General features: G+C 18.3%; 18 protein-coding genes and 1 tRNA gene. 11 read left to right on the top strand and 8 right to left on the bottom strand.

All coding sequences use genetic code 11. From position 1 onward, the window contains the following. The first annotated feature begins 103 nt into the window (after positions 1-103). The 4 genes from lepB to acpS are packed head-to-tail and all read left to right on the top strand — an operon-like array spanning position 104 to position 2,878. A complete protein-coding gene (gene lepB / locus GJU05_RS00815) occupies positions 104-865 on the top strand; it encodes a signal peptidase I (RefSeq protein WP_208753662.1) in 762 nt (253 codons plus the stop codon). Positions 866-914: 49 nt separating this feature from the next. Beyond that, positions 915-1,595 carry a ribonuclease III gene (gene rnc / locus GJU05_RS00810; protein ID WP_208753661.1) on the top strand — a complete coding sequence of 227 codons (681 nt, stop codon included), beginning with the start codon at positions 915-917 and terminating at the stop codon, positions 1,593-1,595. A gap of 30 nt (positions 1,596-1,625) precedes the next feature. Next, positions 1,626-2,453: a GTPase Era gene (gene era / locus GJU05_RS00805; protein ID WP_208753660.1), complete on the top strand. Its 828-nt coding sequence runs from the start codon at positions 1,626-1,628 to the stop codon at positions 2,451-2,453. Positions 2,454-2,491: 38 nt separating this feature from the next. Then, positions 2,492-2,878 carry a holo-ACP synthase gene (acpS, locus tag GJU05_RS00800; protein ID WP_208753659.1) on the top strand — a complete coding sequence of 129 codons (387 nt, stop codon included), beginning with the start codon at positions 2,492-2,494 and terminating at the stop codon, positions 2,876-2,878. Between the two features lie 8 nt (positions 2,879-2,886). Here the strand turns inward: acpS and djlA are convergent, their stop codons facing one another. Continuing rightward, positions 2,887-3,780, bottom strand: coding sequence for a co-chaperone DjlA (djlA, locus tag GJU05_RS00795; RefSeq protein ID WP_208753658.1), 894 nt, complete (start codon positions 3,778-3,780; stop codon positions 2,887-2,889). Between the two features lie 150 nt (positions 3,781-3,930). Here djlA and GJU05_RS00790 point away from each other — a divergent pair, with 150 nt between their 5' ends. The 6 genes from GJU05_RS00790 (at position 3,931) to GJU05_RS00765 (ending at position 9,335) form a co-directional block, all read left to right on the top strand. Further along, positions 3,931-5,220 carry a peptidylprolyl isomerase gene (locus GJU05_RS00790; protein ID WP_208753657.1) on the top strand — a complete coding sequence of 430 codons (1,290 nt, stop codon included), beginning with the start codon at positions 3,931-3,933 and terminating at the stop codon, positions 5,218-5,220. An 85-nt stretch (positions 5,221-5,305) separates the two neighbouring features. Then, the gene (rsmA, locus tag GJU05_RS00785; RefSeq protein WP_208753656.1) at positions 5,306-6,106 is read left to right on the top strand and encodes a 16S rRNA (adenine(1518)-N(6)/adenine(1519)-N(6))-dimethyltransferase RsmA; all 801 of its coding nucleotides are present in this window, start codon (positions 5,306-5,308) and stop codon (positions 6,104-6,106) included. Between the two features lie 4 nt (positions 6,107-6,110). Then, positions 6,111-6,491 (top strand): Co2+/Mg2+ efflux protein ApaG, encoded by a 381-nt coding sequence (gene apaG, locus GJU05_RS00780; RefSeq protein WP_208753655.1) that lies wholly within the window; start codon positions 6,111-6,113, stop codon positions 6,489-6,491. A 22-nt stretch (positions 6,492-6,513) separates the two neighbouring features. Then, positions 6,514-7,350 carry a symmetrical bis(5'-nucleosyl)-tetraphosphatase gene (locus GJU05_RS00775; protein WP_208753654.1) on the top strand — a complete coding sequence of 279 codons (837 nt, stop codon included), beginning with the start codon at positions 6,514-6,516 and terminating at the stop codon, positions 7,348-7,350. 4 nt (positions 7,351-7,354) lie between these two features. After that, positions 7,355-8,392 carry a methyltransferase gene (locus tag GJU05_RS00770; protein ID WP_208753653.1) on the top strand — a complete coding sequence of 346 codons (1,038 nt, stop codon included), beginning with the start codon at positions 7,355-7,357 and terminating at the stop codon, positions 8,390-8,392. A gap of 337 nt (positions 8,393-8,729) precedes the next feature. After that, positions 8,730-9,335 (top strand): redoxin domain-containing protein, encoded by a 606-nt coding sequence (locus tag GJU05_RS00765; RefSeq protein WP_208753652.1) that lies wholly within the window; start codon positions 8,730-8,732, stop codon positions 9,333-9,335. 22 nt (positions 9,336-9,357) lie between these two features. On the opposite strand, the gene aroC is transcribed toward GJU05_RS00765, so the two are convergent. The 7 genes from aroC to GJU05_RS00730 form a co-directional block, all read right to left on the bottom strand. Next, positions 9,358-10,428 carry a chorismate synthase gene (gene aroC, locus GJU05_RS00760; RefSeq protein WP_208753651.1) on the bottom strand — a complete coding sequence of 357 codons (1,071 nt, stop codon included), beginning with the start codon at positions 10,426-10,428 and terminating at the stop codon, positions 9,358-9,360. 52 nt (positions 10,429-10,480) lie between these two features. Further along, entirely contained in the window at positions 10,481-11,389 is a 909-nt protein-coding gene (gene prmB, locus GJU05_RS00755) for a 50S ribosomal protein L3 N(5)-glutamine methyltransferase (protein WP_208753650.1), read from the bottom strand. A gap of 90 nt (positions 11,390-11,479) precedes the next feature. Then, positions 11,480-11,552: transfer RNA gene (locus tag GJU05_RS00750), tRNA-Asn, on the bottom strand. Positions 11,553-11,681: 129 nt separating this feature from the next. Next, positions 11,682-12,740, bottom strand: a complete 1,059-nt coding sequence (locus tag GJU05_RS00745; protein WP_208753649.1) for an extracellular solute-binding protein — start codon at positions 12,738-12,740, stop codon at positions 11,682-11,684. A gap of 222 nt (positions 12,741-12,962) precedes the next feature. Next, complete coding sequence (argF, locus tag GJU05_RS00740) at positions 12,963-14,003, bottom strand: ornithine carbamoyltransferase (protein WP_208753648.1); 1,041 nt, start codon at positions 14,001-14,003, stop codon at positions 12,963-12,965. Between the two features lie 29 nt (positions 14,004-14,032). Then, a complete protein-coding gene (locus GJU05_RS00735) occupies positions 14,033-16,825 on the bottom strand; it encodes a valine--tRNA ligase (protein WP_208753647.1) in 2,793 nt (930 codons plus the stop codon). 50 nt (positions 16,826-16,875) lie between these two features. Beyond that, positions 16,876-18,369 carry a leucyl aminopeptidase gene (locus GJU05_RS00730; protein WP_208753646.1) on the bottom strand — a complete coding sequence of 498 codons (1,494 nt, stop codon included), beginning with the start codon at positions 18,367-18,369 and terminating at the stop codon, positions 16,876-16,878. A gap of 339 nt (positions 18,370-18,708) precedes the next feature. On the opposite strand from GJU05_RS00730, the gene dnaK reads away from it, so the two are divergent. After that, positions 18,709-20,622, top strand: coding sequence for a molecular chaperone DnaK (gene dnaK / locus GJU05_RS00725; RefSeq protein ID WP_208753645.1), 1,914 nt, complete (start codon positions 18,709-18,711; stop codon positions 20,620-20,622). The last annotated feature ends 49 nt before the right edge of the window (positions 20,623-20,671 follow it).

Genomic DNA, 20,671 nt, shown 5'->3' with positions numbered 1-20,671 from the left:
ATATAATTTAAATAGTAATATATATATTTATTTACTAAATAAAAATTTAAATTATTTTATTTATATAAAAAATAATATATTTAACTTTTACTATAAAAAATATATGTTAAAAAAAAAATATTGGATAAAACAAATAAGTTTTTTATTACCTATAATATTATTAATTTTTATAATTCGTTCATTTATATATGAACCTTTTTATATTCCATCAAATTCAATGATGCCTACCTTATTAGAAGGTGATTTTATTCTAGTAAATAAATTTATTTATGGAATTAAAAATCCTTTGAATAATAAGATTATTATTAATAATAAAATACCTAATAGAGGGGATATAGTAGTTTTTAAATATCCTAAAAATACTAAAATAAATTATGTTAAAAGAATTATTGGTTTACCAGGAGATATTATTGTTTATAATTATAAAAATAAACAAGTAACTCTTTTAAAGAGTAAAAATTTTAAAAAAAATATTTTTAAATATAAAAAATTAAAAAAAAGTAAATTTATTAAAATTTTTAAAAATTCTAAAAAACACCATATTTTGGGTGGATTAAGATTATTCCAATATACAGAATATATAAATAAATTATCACATAAAATTTTATTTATGCCTGAATTAGAAAATGAAACATTAAATATATATAAACAAAAAAATGTTCCATTATATACTTGGATAATTCCAAATAATTATTATTTTGTTATGGGTGATAATCGTGATGATAGTTTTGATAGTAGATATTGGGGATTTGTTCATAAAAAATATTTATTAGGAAAAGCTATATTAATTTGGTTAAATATTCAAAAGAAATCAAATTCATGGTTTTTTAAAATTAGATTTAATCGAATACATAAAGTTAATTAATTTATTCAAAATAAAACTTATTTTATATAATAGATTAAAATACAATTATGTGAATTTTATTATGATTAATCAATTACAAAAAAGATTAGGTTATATTTTTATTCATCAAGATTTATTATATCAAGCTTTAACACATAGAAGTGCAAGTAGTAAACATAATGAAAGATTAGAGTTTTTAGGAGATTCTATATTAAGCTATATAATAGCTAAAGCATTATATAATAAATTTCCTAGTGTAAATGAAGGTAATATGAGTCGTATGCGTGCTACTCTAGTTAGAGGAAATACATTAGCAAGTATTGCAAGAGAATTTAAATTAGGTGAATATTTATTTTTAGGACCAGGAGAATTTAAAAATGGAGGATATAATAGAGAATCTATTCTTGCTGATACCATGGAAGCTTTGATTGGTAGTATTTGTTTAGATAGTAATATAAAAGTTGTAGAAAAGATTATTTTACTTTGGTATCAATTTAGATTAAAAAAAATATTACCTGGTAATAATCAAAAAGATCCAAAAACAAGATTACAAGAATATTTACAAAGATCACATCTTCCTTTACCTTATTATTTTATAATACAAATAAATGGTGAAGTACATAATCAAAAATTTACAATACAATGTAAAATTAGTGGAATATCAGCAATAATAATAGGAATAGGATCAAGTCGTCGTAAAGCTGAACAATCAGCAGCAGAAAAAGCTTTAAAAAAACTTGGTCTTGAATAATTTATTTTATAACAAACAAAGGTAATTTATGTGAAAAAAATATCTTCATATTATGGTAATATTTTAATTTTGGGAAGATCTAATTCAGGAAAATCTACTTTACTAAATACTTTAGTAGGTAAAAAAATATCTATAATTTCTCATAAAATTAATACTACTAATTATAATATTATAGGAATATATAATAAAAATTATTATCAAATAGAATATATTGATACTCCAGGAAATATATTTTATAATAATAAAATTTTAAATTCATTAAAACATAATAAATATAATTATATTTTTTTTATTTTAGATCGAAATCGATGGAATTATATAGAAAAAAAATTTGTAAAAATTTTTAATAAAATAACTATACCAGTAGTTTTAATTATTAATAAAATTGATAAAATTAATGATAAAAGTATTTTATTACCTTATATTAATTTTCTTAAAAAAAAAATTAAATTTATTTATTTATTCATAATTTCAGCTAAATATAAATTATATACTAATGATATTAATAATACTATTTGTAAAAAATTACCTCAAAAAAAACATAATTATCCTAAAAATTATATTACTAATCAAACAGAAAAATTTATTTTTAAAGAAATTATAAGAGAAAGTATTATAAAATATATTCATAAAGAATTACCATATTTAATAGATATTAAAGTAAATTATTTTAAAAAATTAAAAATATTACCAGACAAAATAAATGTTTTTTTATTAATAAAAAATATAAATCAAAAAAAAATTATAATAGGTAAAAATTCTATAATAATAAAATTAATTAAATATAGATCTGAAAAAAAAATAGAAAATTTTTTTAAAAAAAAAATAAATGTAAATTTATGGATAAAAATAAAATAATTAATTTATAAAAAATTTATTTAAATTTAAAACATAAAATGAAAATTATTGGAATAGGAATTGATATAGTAGAAATAAATAGAATTAAAAAAATTTTTATACGTTTTGGTAAACGTTTTGCATATAAAATACTTACTAAACATGAATTAGATGTATATAAAAAACATAATAATAAAATTAAAATTTTAGCAAAATATTTCTCAGTAAAAGAGGCAACTGTAAAAGCACTAAATACTGGATTTAGTAATGGTATATTTTTTAATCAAATAGAGTTATCTCATTATTTAACTGGAAAACCAAAATTAAAACTTTATCATCAAGCATTAAAATTTTTAGAAAATACAGTTTATAAATATAATATTCATATTTCATTATCTGATGAAAAAAAATATACTTGTGCAATAGTTATAATTGAAAAAAAATAAAATTTTATTTATGTAATATGTTTTTTAATTATATTATAAGCTTTATGTATATTTTGTGTTTTAACTTTTGCTATTTCTAATTGTTTAGATGAATATCCTTTAGATATCAATTTATCTGGATGATATTTACTAATTAATTTATGATATGCTCTTTTTATAGTTAATAAATTATCATTATAATTAATTCCTAATAATTTATAAGCTTTATCTAATTCTGAACTATAATTTTTTTTATTTCGAAAATTATTTTTTTTATAAAAAAATTCATAATTACTAGAATAGTATTCTGTTTTTTTTTGATTTTGATGATAATAATTATCAAATAAATCTTTTTCATTAATAAATTTATTATTATATTTTAACTTTTTTATTATAAAAAATAAATCAATAAATGATACATGTAATTCTTGAAAAATAATATTTAATATTTTTTTATTTTTATTATTTAAAAAATTATTTATGAAAGATAATTCAATTTGTATTTCTAAAAATTTATTTATTAAACTTTTATTTTTATAAAATAAATAATTTAAATTATTTATTTTATAAATTAAAGGATAATTTTTTTTTTTACCGTTATTAAATGATTTTTTTACAAAACTTATTTCTTCATTATTCAAATTCATTTTTTTAATTAATTGAATAGCAAAATTTATATCATTTTTACTAATAAAACCTTTTGATTTACTTATATAACCCATAACTTCAAAATTAGTTTGAAGAAATAATTTTTTTATATTATTTTTATAACTATAATTATGTTTTTTATTATAAGAATTAGTTATTTGATTAATTAAATAACTAATTAATATTAATAAAATAATATTTAATAAATTAAAACTTATATAGTAATTAATAATTAAATTTATTAAAAAGAATAATAATTGTAAATAAGAAAACATATATTCTCCAATAAATATATTTAAATTATAATTTAATTATCTATAATAATTAATAATTGTACTAAATTACAATAATTAAATATTATTATTAATAATAATAATTGTTTATTATTATAAATTGATATGAAATTAATTATTAATAGGATTAAAATGATAATCAAAAAAGCAATTTATATTATAATATTATATTTCTGTTTATTCAATATTTCTCAATGTATGCCTATTAAAAATATTGATAATATTAAATTTATTATAAATGATGATATGATTTTAAAAAAAAAAATAGATGAAATTTTATCTATTACAAAAAAAATTTATAATAGTAAATATCCAATATTATATTTATTTTTAAATATTAAAAATACTAAAGATGTAATAAAATATTTTATTTTTTTACATATTATAAAAAATAATAATTTTTTTTTACCAGAAGATGATTTTGATGATCTTATTTCAAATATATATCAATCAAATAATATTGATGAAAACTTATTAAAAAAAAATTTTTTAGATAATAATATTAATTATAAAAAATTTTATAAAATTTTTAAAAATATTATATTAATTAATGTATTAAAAAATAAATTTTTATTAGAAGATTTTAATATTTATGATGAAGAAATTGATTCATTAAGTAATAGATTATATTTAAAAAAAAAAACAAATAAAATATATGATATTACATTATTTTATTTTTTAATTAATAAAGGATATTTAAAAAATAAATTTAATCATAAAATTTTTTTATTGAATCAATTAATATTTTTATTAAAAAATAAGAAATTAAATAATAATTTAAAAAAATATAATATAAAAACATTTATTTCTCATTTTAATATAAAAAAAAATTTTTTTAAAAATAAAAAAGAAAATCAATTACCAAATAATATTATTAATTATTTAGATAATGTTAAAAAAAAAGATATAATTGGACCAATATATTTTAATTCAAAATTATTTATTTTTAAAATAAATAATATTATTATTAATAATAATACAGATAATGAAAAAGTTTTATTAAGATATATTTATATAAAAAAAAATAATTTAAGTAATAAGGATTTTAATAAAAAAATTAAAAATATATATTTTAATCTTTTAAAAAAAAGAATAACTTTTAAAAAAGCAATTGAATTATTTTCTGATGATATATTATCAATTAAATATAAAAATAATAAAAATTGGATATTATTAAATAGTTTTTCTTTAAAATTTAAAAAAATTATCACAAAATTAAAAATTAATGAATTTAGTTTACCTATTCAAGAATCAGATGGAGTTTTTATAATACAATTATTAGATAAAGATAATATTAAAAATAATAAATTATTTTTTAGTAAAAAAGCATATAATATTATTTTACAAGAACATATAGAAAGAGAAGCTAACCTTTTTATTTTTACATATGCTAAAAGAATATATATAAAAAATATAAATTAATAATAAAAATATAATTTATATTAAAATATAATATTATATATATAATAATAATTAATTTTTTATAAAAAAATTATTTATTAATAATATGAAAATTATTTTTAAAAAAAAATACGGACAACATATATTAGTTAATGAAAAAATTATTAAACAGATTATATCTTTTATTAATCCAAAATATTATCAAATTATGTTAGAAATAGGTCCAGGTTTAGGAGCTTTAACTATTCCAATTATAAAATATAATAAAAATCTTTCTATTATTGAAATAGATAAAAATTTTGTTAATATTTTAAAAAAAAATAAAATTTTAATAAATTCAAATATTAATATTATATTAAATAATATATTAAATTTTAATTTTTTAATTTTAACTCAAAAATATAAAAAAAGAATACGTATATTTGGTAGTTTACCGTATAATATTTCTATTACAATAATTTTTTATTTATTTAAATATTTAAATAATATTAAAGATATGAATTTTATTATGCAAAAAGAAGTAGTAAAGCGTTTAACTGCTTATCCTGGAGGTAAAAATTATGGATGTTTAAGTATAATAGCTCAATTATTTTGTAAAATAAAATGTTTAATAGAAATTAAAGAAAATTCTTTTTTTCCTAAACCTAAAATTATTTCTAATATGGTATTTTTAAGACCTTATATTAATAATCCTTATAATTTAAATAATATTTTCTTTTTAAAAAAAATTATAAAACAAGCTTTTAGTATGAGAAGAAAAATTTTACGAAATAGTCTAATTAATTTATTTTCTATAGAAGAACTAAATTATTTAGGTATTGATCATAAAATACGTGCTGAAGATGTTTCGGTATCAGAATATTGTCAATTAGCTAATTGGTTGGAATTTAATAATAAAAGGTTATAATTTAATGAAATCATTATTATCTCAAATTTATATAAAAACAAATAGTATTTATATAAAATCACAATCCATACCTACAGTTAATCGTTATGTTTTTACTTATACAATTACTATTCACAATTTAGGAAAAAAAATTTTACAATTAATTAGTCGTTATTGGAGTATAACTAACGGTAATGGTAAAAAAATTCAAATATATGGTGAAGGAATTATAAGTAAAAAACCATATATTAAACCAGGGAATAATTTTCATTATACTAATGTAACTATCTTAGAAACTCCTATTGGAATTATAGAAGGACATTATATAATAATAGACGAAAATAATGATGTTTATCATGTAGAAATCCCTATTTTTCGTTTAGCAATTAAAACCTATATTCACTAATATAATTAATTTATAAAAAAATATGACTACTTATTTTATTGGAGATATTCATGGTCATTATAATGAATTTATTTCCTTATTAAGAAAAATTAATTTTGATTATAAAAATGATAAATTATGGATTACAGGAGATCTTATAGCAAGAGGTCCAGATTCTATAAAAGTTTTATATTTTTTATATTCTATTAAAAAATCTATAAAATTAGTTTTAGGAAATCATGATTTATATTTAATATTTCTTATATTAAATCCTAAAAATAATAATATTAATGATACAAAAATTTTAAATTTATTAAAAGATAAAAAAATAATATTTATTATAAATACTTGGTTAAAATATCAACCATTAATACAATATGATAAAAAAAAAAAGATTTTAATGTCACATGCAGGTATCCCTCCCCAATGGGATAATATAGATATTATATTATCTGCTTCTAATGAAGCAAAAAATATTATTTCAAGTAAAAATAATAGTTTTTTTTTAGATTATATAAATAATGAAAAATATCAAATAATTGATTGGAAAAAAAATACATTAGTAGGTTTTAAACGGTTTAATTATATTATTAATGGACTAACTAAAATGAGATATTGTTATTTAGATGGTACATTAGAAATGTTAACTAAAAAAGCGCCTAATGATATTAATTCTAAAACATTAAAACCATGGTTTTGGATTCCAAATATTTTATATGAAAAATATACAATATTTTTTGGTCATTGGTCTGATTTACAAGGAGGAGAATATACTCAAAAAAATATAATAGGATTAGATACTGGATGTTGTTGGGGGAAGAAATTAACAATTTATTCATGGGAAAAAAAACAATTTTATAATATTAATTGTATTATTTAAAATAATGTACAGATTATTATCAATAAATAAATATTTTTTAAGTTTATTTAAAAATAAATTTTTAAATAAAAAAGTTATTTTTGCTGGAAATATTATCGATAAAATACCTATTTATTTAAAAACTCTTATAAGTTTTATAAATACTCATAATTATGATTATTATAATTGGTTAAAAAAAAAAATAAATAATAATTATTTATGTTATGGCTTAATGGATAATAAATATAAAAATTACAATTTTAATGTTTTAATATTTTTTTGGTTAAAAGATAAACAAGAATCATTATTTATATTAAATAATATTTTATCTTTATTATCTTTAAAAGTAGAAATATTCATTATTGGTTCTAATAATTGTGGTGTTAAAAAAATTAATAATATAAAAGAATTAGAAATTTTAAATTTAAAAAAAATTCTTAATGTAAGAAAACATATTATTTTTCATGGGATTTTAACAAAAAATATTTATTTTAATATAAAAAACTATTGGAATTATTATTATTATGACAATTATCAAATATATAGTTTACCTGGAGTATTTGGAAATAAAAAAATTGATGATGGGAGTAAATTATTAATTTCTACTATTAATAATAGTAACCTCCTTATAAAGGGTAAAATATTAGATTTAGGTTGTGGTTCTGGAATTATTTCTACTGCTATACAAAATAATTTTAAAAAAAATTATTTAATTTATGCTATTGATATAGATGCAAAAGCAATTTATTCAACTATAAAAACATTTAATAAAAATATGATAAAAAATGTTCATGTATTTCCTAGTAACATTTATTCTAATGTTCAAGAAAAATTTGATTTAATTATATCTAATCCTCCTATTCATAAAAATTTATCTTTTTCATTAAATTTTATTTATCAAATGATAAATAATTTTAAAAAAAATATAAATTATAAAGGAGAATTATTATTTGTAATAAATAATTTTATATCATATAAAAAATTATTTAATAATTTTCCATTAAAAATTTATATTTTATCTAAAAATAAAAATTTTTCTGTATTTAGAATTAAAAATATATAAATTTTAATAAAAAATTTTTTGTAAAAAAATATTATTAAAAATTATACATAATTATATAGTATTTTAGTTTTTTTAAAAAATATTTTTTCTAAATAAAAATTAATATTTTTTATAATTTTTTAAAAAAAATATAATTTATATAATTTTAATAAAATTTTTTTTTTAAAATTTAATTTTAAATTAATTAATTTTTTTATAAAAAAATTAATTTAGAAAAATATAAATAATAATATTATTTTATTTATTTTTTTATATATAATATATATATAAAAAAAAATTTTATATAAAATAATATATATAATAATTTTTTCAATAAATATAAATAAGAGAGATAAATATGATATTAGTAACTAAAAAAGCTCCAGATTTTAATGCTTCAGCAGTTCTTCCTGATGGATCAATTATAGATAATTTTAATTTATATGAATATTCAAAAAATCAAATAACTATACTATTTTTTTGGCCTTTAGATTTTACATTTGTTTGTCCTACAGAAATTATATCTTTAAATAAACATTATGATATTTTTTATAAAAAAAATATTAAAATATTAGGTATATCATGTGATTCACAATTTGTTCATCAAGCTTGGCGTAATACTCCTATTAATAAAGGAGGTATAGGAAATATTAAATTTATAATGATATCTGATATTACAAAAAATATACAGAAATCTTATGGAATTGAACATCCTCAATTAGGTGTTGCATTAAGAGCATTATTTTTAATAGATAAAAAAAGAATTATAAGACATCAATTAATTAATGATCTCCAATTTGGAAGAAATATAAATGAAATAATTCGGATAATTGATGCTTTAGAACACAATGAAAGATATGGAGATGTATGTCCTGCACAATGGGAAAAGGGTAAAAAAAGTATAACTCCTAATTCTAAAGGTATTGTTAATTATTTATCAAATAATATAAATGAATTATTTTAAAAAAAAAAATATATATATATATTTATTTAATAATATCAATACATTGTGCACGATAACGTAATAAATGATCCATTAAAATGATAGCAACCATAGCTTCTCCTATTGGAACAGCTCTAATCCCTACACAAGGATCATGGCGTCCTTGTGTAATACAAGACATTTCTTTTCCTACTAAATTTATTGTTTTTCCTGGAATAGAAATACTAGAAGTTGGTTTAACTACAAAATTTATAATTATATTTTGTCCTGTACTAATACCTCCTAAAATACCACCAGAATTATTACTTTTAAATCCATTTTTATCCATTTCATCTCTATAATTACTTCCTAATTTATTTATTGAATTAAATCCATCACCTATTTCAATACCTTTTACTGCATTTATACTCATAATTGCATGAGCTAATTCAGCATCTAATTTATCAAATACTGGTTCTCCTAACCCTACAGGTACATTTTCTACAATAATAGTAATTTTAGCTCCTATAGAATTACCAGATTTTTTTAAAATATTTATCATATTTTGTAAATCTTTTATTTGATATTTATTTGGACAAAAAAAAGGATTTTTACTAACTTCAGACCAATTATCAAAATTACAAACTATATCCCCCATTTGAGATAAATATCCTTTAATTTTTAAATTATATTTTATTAATAAATATTTTTTAGCAATAGCTCCTGCAGCAACACGCATAGTTGTTTCTCTAGCTGATGAACGACCTCCACCTTTATAATCTCTAATTCCATATTTTTTTTCATAAGTATAATCAGCATGACCAGGACGAAAAATATTTTTAATATTATTATAATCTTTAGATCGTACATCCATATTATTTATTAATAATCCAATACTTGTTCCTGTAGTAAAATTATTAAAAACACCTGATAAAATTTGTATTTTATCTAATTCTTTACGAGGAGAAGTATATTTTGATTGTCCTGGTCTTCTTCTATCTAAATCTTTTTGTATATCTTGTATTTTTAAAGGAATTCTGGGAGGGACACCATCTACAATACATCCTAAAGATTTTCCATGTGATTCACCGAAAGTTGTAACTTTAAATAATTTTCCAATACTATTACCTGACATAAATATTTTCTCCTAAATTTATAAAAATTATTTATTAAAATAAAATTTAATATTAAATATTTTCTATTTTGAATATTCCTATACCTCCATTTTTTATATCAAGCCATTGAAAACATATTTTAGGATATTTTTCTATAATATTTAACATTTTATTTCCTACTTCACAAATTAAAATACCATTTTTTTTAAGGTAAAAAGGTGATTGAGATATTATTTTATCAATAATCTCCATACCATTATTTTTAGAAAATAAACCTATTTTAGGTTCATATAAATATTCTCTTGGTAAATATTTTATTTCTCTTTTATCTACATATGGAGGATTAGTTATAATTAAGTCATAAGTTGATTTTGTTAAATTATTAAATAAATTACTACATATTGGTGTAATACGATTTTCTAATCCATGTAATTGAATATTATATTCTGCAACATTAATAGCATCTACAGAAATATCTACTGCATCAATATGTGAATTTGGAAATAAATATGAACATGCAATAGCTATACAACCACTTCCAGTACATAAGTCTAATATATATTTAGGTTTATTATTAGGTAATATAACTGATTTAAATTTATTATTAATTAATTCAGCAATTGGAGATCTAGGTATTAATACTCTATTATCTATATATAATTCATAACCACAAAACCAAGTTTTTTTTGTTAAATATACTACTGGTATTCTTTTTTTTATACGTTTATAAACTAATTGATAAATTAATTCACGTTCTTTAAATGATAATTTAGATTTATAAACCTTTTTATATAGATAAGGAGGTAATCCTAATAATGGTAGAACTAAATTTATAGCTTCATCCCATGGATTATTACTACCATGTCCATACCATAAATTAGAAATACTAAAACAACTTGTTATCCAACGTATTATATCCTGAACAGATAATAATTCATTTATAATTTTTTCATTAAGTAGATATTTTAATTTTATTACCATATTATATATCCTATAATAAAATATTTATTAAATAATTTAAATATAAACAATATAAAAATATATTTTATGATAAAAAATTTTTATAATTTTCTCCCCTGACTGGATTCGAACCAGTGACATACGGATTAACAGTCCGCCGTTCTACCAACTGAACTACAGAGGATTTACTAACAACTTTATTTATATTATATTAATAATATTATATATATGTCAAGAAAATTATATTTTATAAAATAAATTAATCTTTTTTTAAAAAAATATTTTTATATTAAAAAATATTTTATATTTAAAATTATAAATTTTTTAATTTTTGAAAATCTATTTCATATCTTTTACTTATATTATTATTAACATAATTTTGCCATACTCCCTTATTAATAATCTCATCATTAGGATATAATATCTCATTATTAATCATATCTAAGGGTAATAATTTTTTTGCTTTTAAATTTGGAGTTGAAAAACCTGTTTTTTTAGCTATTTTTGCAGCAATATCAGGTCTTAATAAAAAATTAATTAATTTTAACGCACCTTTAATATTTTTTGCATTTTTAGGAATAACAAAACTATCCATCCAAAAAATACCTCCTTCCTTAGGCCAAATAAATTTTAAAGGAATTCCTAATTTTTGAACCATATAAGCAGATCCATTCCAAATCATACCTATATTTACTGAACCTTCAATAAAAGGATATCCAGGATTATCAGAATTAAATGAAATAATATTAGGCATTAATTTTTTTAGATCTATAAAAGATTTTTTTATATAATTAGTATTATTTGTATTAGCAGGATAACCTAATTTTATTAATGACATTTGAAATACTTCTTTAGCATCATCTATTAGAGATATAGATTTATAATATCTAGGATTCCATAAATCTTTCCAACTATGGACAGATTCAGGTTTTATTATATTTGTATTAATTCCTATTGCTGTTGCACCCCACATAAATGGAATAGAATATTCATTTTTTAAATCAAAAGATTTATTTAAAAATTTATAATCTAAATTAGCAAAATTAGGTATTTTTTTTTTTTCTATTTTTTGTATCATACCTTCATTTTTCATTTTTTCTACAAAATAAGTAGAAGGTACAACTAAATCATATGATTGTTTTGTGTAAGTTTTTAATTTAGCATACATACTTTCATTAGATTCATATGTAGAATAAATAATTTTAATACCTGTTTCTCTTGTAAATTGATTTAAAATTTCTTGGGGGACATATTCTGTCCAGTTATAAAAAAAAATAGTATTTTGATAAGATTTTGTATTATTTAAATATTTTTTTGTAATCGGCAATAATAATATAAAAATAATAAATATTAATCTAAAAAATGAAAACATTTTATTAAACCTTATAAATATATTTAAAGTATTTATTTTTTATTAAAAATAACTTTAATTTTAAATTTTACATTTTTAAATGTAATATAATTGTATATAGATTTAAATTATTAATTTTTTATTTTTTTAAATATTTTTCATAAAAAATATTAATTTTATTTAAATTTATAAAAAAATTCGTTAATAGTGTATTATTATGTTTTTTATTTTTTATAAAAATTATTATAGATATTTTTCATATTTTTCTTTTAATAAAGAAGTCATTATTATTGCTTTAATAGCATGAATTTTATTTTCTGCTTGTTGAAATATAATATTATTATTAGATTCAAAAACTTCATCTGTTATTTCTAATCCATTATATAAATTATATTTTGAAATAATTTCTTTAGAAAATAAATTTTTATAATGACTATATAAATGTAATGAAGGTAAACAATGCATAACTTTAATATTTTTATTTTTACTTTTTTTTAATAATAATTTATTAACTTGATAATTATGTAATTTTTTTATTTTTTTTTCCCATAATTGTAAAGATATTTTTTCTCCCATAGATAACCAAATATCTGTATAAATAAAATCTGTATCTTTTATACCTATATCTATATTATTAGTAATATGAATATTATTATTATTTTTAATTTTATCTATTATATTAGATATATAAATATTATTATTTGATTTAATTTTTTGTGGAGAAATTAAATATAATTCAAAACCTATAATAATAGATGCTTCTATTAAACTATAAGATATGTTATTATTTATATCTCCTATATAAGATAATTTAATTTGATTTATTTTTCTATTTTTTATATTTTCTTTAATAGTTAATAAATCTGCTAATATTTGAGTAGGATGGAATTCATTTGTTAATCCATTCCATATAGGAATGGTTGAATATTTAGCTAATTTTTCAATATTTTTTTGATATTTTCCTCTATAACCTAATCCATGATACATATTATTTAGAATTCTAACTGAATCTTTTAATGATTCCTTATTACCAATATGACTATCTTTTATATTTAAATAAGTAACATTTGCTCCTTGATCAAAACAAGCTATTTCAAAAGAACATCTAGTTCTTGTTGAATTTTTTTCAAAAATAAGAATAATATTTTTATTAATTAATTTTTTTTTTTCTTTAAAATTTTTTTTATTATGTTTTAATTTTTCTGAAATTTTAATTAATTCATAAATATTTTCTTTTGAAAAATCTGATAATTTTAAAAAATGTTTATTATAAAATTGATTCATAATAATCCTTATTTATAAATAATTTAAAATTATAAATTTTTAATTAAAAAAATTTTTTGTGATAGTTCTTTTTTTAAAATTTTACAATTTTTTAATTTTTCTAAACTTCTTAAAATAATATTTTTAGGTGCTTTAGATAAAAAATTTTTATTTTTTGTATTTTTTATTAAAAAATTTATCATTTGTTGATTATCATTTAATTTTTTATTAATTTGATTTAATAATTTTTTTTGATCAATAATTTTATTATTTAATGGAATTCCAAATTCAATATTATTAATTTTATTAATTAATGTTTTTTCTGGAAAGTTAATTGTTTTTTTAAGAAAAAAAATTTTATTAAGATTTATAAATTTTTTAAAAATATTTATATTCATTTTTAAAAAATTATTAAATTCATTATTTATATCTTTTATATATAAATTAATTTTTATATTATTCTTTATATTCATTTCTATTTTATGATTACGAATAATTGTAACTATATTAATAAATGTATTAAAAATATTTATAGCTTTTTTATTTATTTCTAATTTATTAACTTTTGGAAAAGATTGTATCATGATACTATTTTTAAATAAATTTTTTTTATTTTTAATTATTTTTTGCCATATTACTTCTGTAATAAATGGAATTATAGGATGAGAAAGTCTTAATAAAGATTCAAAAAGATTATATAATGTATAATGTGTACTAATATATTTTAATTGATTTTTTTCTCTGAAAACTATTTTACTATATTCTAAATACCAATCACAAAATTTATTCCATATAAAATTATATAAAATATTAGCAGCATAATCAAAACGATATTCATTTAATGCTTTTGTGTAATATTTTACAATTAAATAATATTCTGACCAGATCCATTGATCGACTAAAGATAAGTCTATTTTTTTATTAGTAAACTCATATTTTATATTTTTTAGTATAAAAATACTTGCATTCCAAATTTTATTACAAAAATTACGATAACCCTCTAATCTAGTCATATCCCAATATATATCACGGCCTGTAGATGATAAAGCTGCTAATGTAAATCTTAATGCATCTGCTCCATAAATTTTATTATTTTTTTTAAAATTATTATTTTTTTTAAAATTTATATAAGAAATACCTTCAATAAAATCTATAGGATTAATAACATTACCTTTTGATTTGGACATTTTATTTCCCTTACTGTCTCTAATTAATCCTGTCATTAAAATATTTTTAAAAGGTACTTGAGGACTATTATCTTTGTTTTTAACAAAATGCATTGTCATCATTATCATTCTAGATATCCAAAAAAAAATAATATCAAAACCACTTATAATAATATTAGTTGGGTGAAATAAATAAAAATTTTTATTATTAGGCCAATCTAAAGTAATGAAAGTCCATAAACTAGAAGAAAACCATGTATCTAAAACATCAGAATCTTGTTTTAAAATAATATTTTTATTTAAATTATATTTTTTTTTTATTTCACTTTCATTTTTTCCTACATAAATATTATTTTTAATATCATACCAAACTGGGATTCTATGACCCCACCATAATTGGCGAGATATACACCAATCCTGAATATTATTCATCCAAGAATAAAACATATTTTTATATTTTTTAGGAAAAAATATAATTTTGTTATTTTTTACAGCATTTATTGCTTTTTTAGATAAAATCCTGGTATTTAAATACCATTGATTTGTTAGCATAGGAATAATAATAGTATTACTACGAATACTAAATGGTATTAATCTAATTTTTATTTCATGTTTATCTAATAAATCTTTTTGTTTTATTTTTTTTATAATTATATTTCTTGCTTTTAAAAAATTTATTTTTTGTAAATTTTTTGGAATATCATAATTTAATTTTATTTTTTGTTGTTCATTATTTAATATTTCATATTTTTCTAAAATTTTACCATTTAAATCAAAAATATTAATTAAAGGTAAATTATGTTTTATTGCAACTTGATAATCATTAAAATCATGAGCTGGACTAATTTTAACACATCCTGTTCCTTTTGTTATTTTAGCATAGTTATCAGCTATAATAGGAATTGGTCGATTAATAATCGGTATTATTACCATTTTACCTACTAAATTAGTATATCTTTTATCTAATGGATTAATAGCAATTGCACTATCTGCTAATAGTGTTTCTGGTCTAGTTGTAGCAACAGTTAAATAATTTTTTTTATCTAAAGTGGTTATACCATCTTGAAACAAATATCTTAAATACCATATGTTTGTTTTTTTTTTTTTGTACTCAACTTCTAAATCAGAAATAACAGTTTTAAGTTTAAAATCCCAATGTATTAATCTTTTTTTTCTATAAATTAATCCTTGATTATAAAGAATAATAAAAATATCTCTTACAGATTTTGTAAATTTATTATCCATTGTAAATCTTGTTGTTTCCCATTCTGTAGATAAACCTAAACTTTTCATTTGATTATAAATAATATTACAATATTTATCTTTCCATTTCCAAATTTGATTTAAAAAAAATTTTTTACTATAATGATTTTTTGTTTTTCCTGTTTCATTAAAAATTTTTTGTTCTATTAAATTTTGGGTAGCAATACCTGCATGATCTATTCCTACTTGACATAATATATTTTTACCTAACATACGATGATAACGTATTAAAATATCAATTAAAGTATATTGTAATGCATGTCCTAGATGCAAATAACCTGTAATATTAGGTGGAGGAACCATAATAGAAAAACATTTTTTTGAATTATCTAATTTATTTTTTAAAAAATTATTATTTTCCCAATAATTATAAATTTTTTTTTCAAAAATTTTTGGATTATATATTTTATCCATAATAAAAAAATATCCTATATATAATAAAATTTATATTAAAATATAAAAAATTATTTATGATTAAATGTTTGGTTAATTAAAAATTGACATAACATATTAATAGGTCTACCAGAAGCCATTGCTCTATTATTTTTATAATACCAAGCTGTGCCAGCTATATCTATATGAGCCCATTTATATTTTTTTGTAAATTTAGATAAAAAACAAGCAGCAGTGATTGCACCTGCAATCCCATTACTACTATTAACTAAATGAGCAATATTTGATTTTAATTGATGAAAATATTTTTGATCATTAATAGGTAATTCCCAAACACGATCATCTGCTTCTAATGAAGCTTTTATAATTTTTTTAGATAGTTTTTTATTATTAGACATTAAACCACTAATATTATTACCTAATGCTATAACACATGCTCCTGTTAAAGTAGCAATATCAATTACATATTTAGGATTATATTTTTCAATATATGTTAATACATCACATAATATTAAACGTCCTTCAGCATCTGTATTTGTAATTTCAACAGTAATACCAGACATTGTTTTTATAACATCACTAGGTCTATATGCATTAGAACTAGGCATATTTTCACCACAAGCTAAAATAGCAATAATATTTAAAGGTAATTTTAATTGTGCTATTGCATGTATTGTACCATATATAGCGGCAGCACCACACATATCATATTTCATATCTTCCATATTTTTACTAGGTTTTAAGGATATTCCTCCAGAATCAAAAGTAACTCCTTTACCTAGTAAAATTATAGGTTGTAATTTGTTATTATTTTGATATTTTATTATAGACATATAAGGATTATTTTTTGATCCTTTACTAACAGCTAAATAGGAATTCATACCTATTTTTTTCATAATTTTTTTATTAATAATTTCTACAGAAATATTATTATATTGTTTAATTAATTTTTCGGCTTTAATAGATAAATATTTAGGAGTACATATATTAGGTGGTAAATTAGCTATATTTTTAGCTTTTTTTATACCTAAATTAATAGCTTTACTATGTTCTATTGCAGAAAAATAAGTATTTTCATTATTATTAGTAATAATAAATTTTATTTTTGAAGAAAAAAATAATTTCTGTTTTTTAAATTTATTAAATAAATAAATATTATGTTCAATAACATTTATTGTATCTCTAATATTCCAATATAACTCATAATTATCTATTTTTATATCTGTAAGATACCAATAAATTTCTTTAATAGAATATTTCTTTAAAATATTAATAACATTATTTACAATTAATTTATTTTTCTCTCTATTAAGAGTATTTTTAATACCACAACCTACAATAATAATTTTATTACATAAAAAATTAGGTATTTTATATAAAATTATATTTTGATTAATTTTACCTTGTATATTATTTTTTTTTAAAATATTTAAAATGTAATTATTTGATATATCATTTATTTTTTTTAAAATTTTAGAAAATTTATATTGTTCAAATATAGGTATTACTATACAATCTAGTAAATTTTTATTTGAAAAAATTATTTTTTCTGCAAAATATTGCATTTTATGATCTCCATAATTGGAAATAAAATAATTAAAGTTAATATAAATTATTTTTATGTATTTAAAAAATAAAATTTATTTTTTAATAAAAAAATAAGTTAATTGTAATTAATATATAACATTTTTTCAAAAAAATAATAATTTATGTTTAAAATAAAAAAAAATTTTTATATTTGAAAAAAAAAATAGACAAGCCCCTTGATGCATCAATATGTGGCCCCATTTCCCTTTCATTAGGGAATTTATTTATATAAAATATATTATTAAAATTTATTTTAATAATTTTTATATTTTAAAAAATTAATTACTTTATATATAAAATAGGAGTTAATAATTAATATGGGTAAAATAATTGGTATTGATTTAGGTACAACTAATTCTTGTGTAGCAATTATTGATGGAAATAAACCTCGTGTTTTAGAAAATGCTGAAGGTGAAAGAACTACTCCTTCAGTTATTGCATATACACAAGATGGAGAAATTTTAGTAGGACAACCAGCAAAACGTCAAGCTGTCACAAATCCTAAAAATACTCTTTTTGCTATAAAAAGATTAATCGGTAGAAGATTTAATGATAAAGAAGTACAACGTGATATAAAAATAATGCCATATAAAATTATAAAGTCTGATAATGGAGATGCATGGATAGATATTAAAGGAAAAAAAATGGCTCCACCTCAAATTTCAGCTGAAATTTTAAAAAAAATGAAAAAAACAGCTGAAGATTTTTTAGGTGTTAAAATAAATGAAGCTGTTATTACAGTGCCTGCCTATTTTAATGATGCTCAACGTCAAGCAACTAAAGATGCTGGTAGAATAGCAGGGTTAGAAGTTAAAAGAATTATAAATGAACCTACAGCAGCTGCATTAGCCTACGGATTAGATAAAGGTAAAGGGAATAGAATAATTGCTGTATATGATTTAGGTGGAGGAACTTTTGATATTTCTATAATTGAAATTGATGATGTAGATGGTGAAAAAACTTTTGAGGTATTATCTACTAATGGTGATACACATTTAGGTGGAGAAGATTTTGATAGTCGTATTATAAATTATTTAGTAAAAGAATTTAAAAAAGAACAAGGAATAGATTTAAAAAATGATCCATTAGCAATGCAAAGATTAAAAGAATCTGCAGAAAAAGCAAAAATTGAATTATCTTCAGCACAACAAACAGATGTAAATTTACCTTATATTACAGCTAATTCTTCAGGTCCAAAACACTTAAATATTAAATTAACAAGAGCTAAATTAGAGTCTCTAGTAGAAGATTTAATTGATCAATCAATAAAACCATTAAAAATGGCTTTAAAAGATGCTAATTTATCTCCTTCAGATATTAATGATGTTATTTTAGTAGGTGGACAAACTCGTATGCCTATGGTTCAAAATAAAGTATCATCATTTTTTGGGAAAAAACCAAGAAAAGATGTGAATCCTGATGAAGCAGTAGCAATTGGTGCAGCGGTTCAAGGTGGGGTATTAGCAGGTGATGTTAAAGATGTATTATTATTAGATGTAACTCCTTTATCTCTAGGTATAGAGACTATTGGGGGAGTAATGACTACATTAATAAATAAAAATACAACAATCCCAACTAAACATAGTCAGATTTTTTCAACAGCTGAAAATAATCAATCTTCTGTTACAATTCATGTTCTACAAGGAGAACGTAAAAGAGCAAGTGATAATAAATCTTTAGGACAATTTAATTTAGATGGAATTAGTCCTGCTCCTAGGGGTATTCCTCAAATAGAAGTAACATTTGATATAGATGCAGATGGTATTTTACATGTTTCTGCAAAAGATAAAAAAAGTGGACAAGAACAAAAAATTACAATACAAGCATCATCAGGTTTAAATAAACATGAAGTAGAAAAAATGATAAGAGATGCAGAAGCTAATACTGAATCTGATCGTCTTTTTGAAGAATTAGTTAAAATTCGTAATGAGGGTGATCAACTTATTCATAATACTGAAAAAAAACTTAAAGAAGTAGATAGTCAAGTTAATAAAGAAGACAAAATTTTAATAAAAAATTCTATTAATGAATTAAATAAATCTCTTAAAAAAGAAGATAAAAATGATATAAGAACAAAAATACAAAAATTAATTGAAACTTCTAGTAAAATAATGAATTTAACTAATAATGAGAATACTACAAAAGAAAAAGATAATAATATTAAAAATAATAATCAAGAAAATGAAGTTGTTGATGCTGAATTTGAAGAAGTTAAAGATAAAAAAAAATAATTATTTAATAATTTTATAAAAAAAATATTAAATTATATTATTAGTACTG

The organism is Enterobacteriaceae endosymbiont of Donacia fulgens (assembly GCF_012567545.1).
Taxonomy (GTDB): Bacteria; Pseudomonadota; Gammaproteobacteria; order Enterobacterales; family Enterobacteriaceae.
Note: the sequence above shows the minus strand (reverse complement) of the source record. Positions and strands in the feature narration are given on the sequence as shown.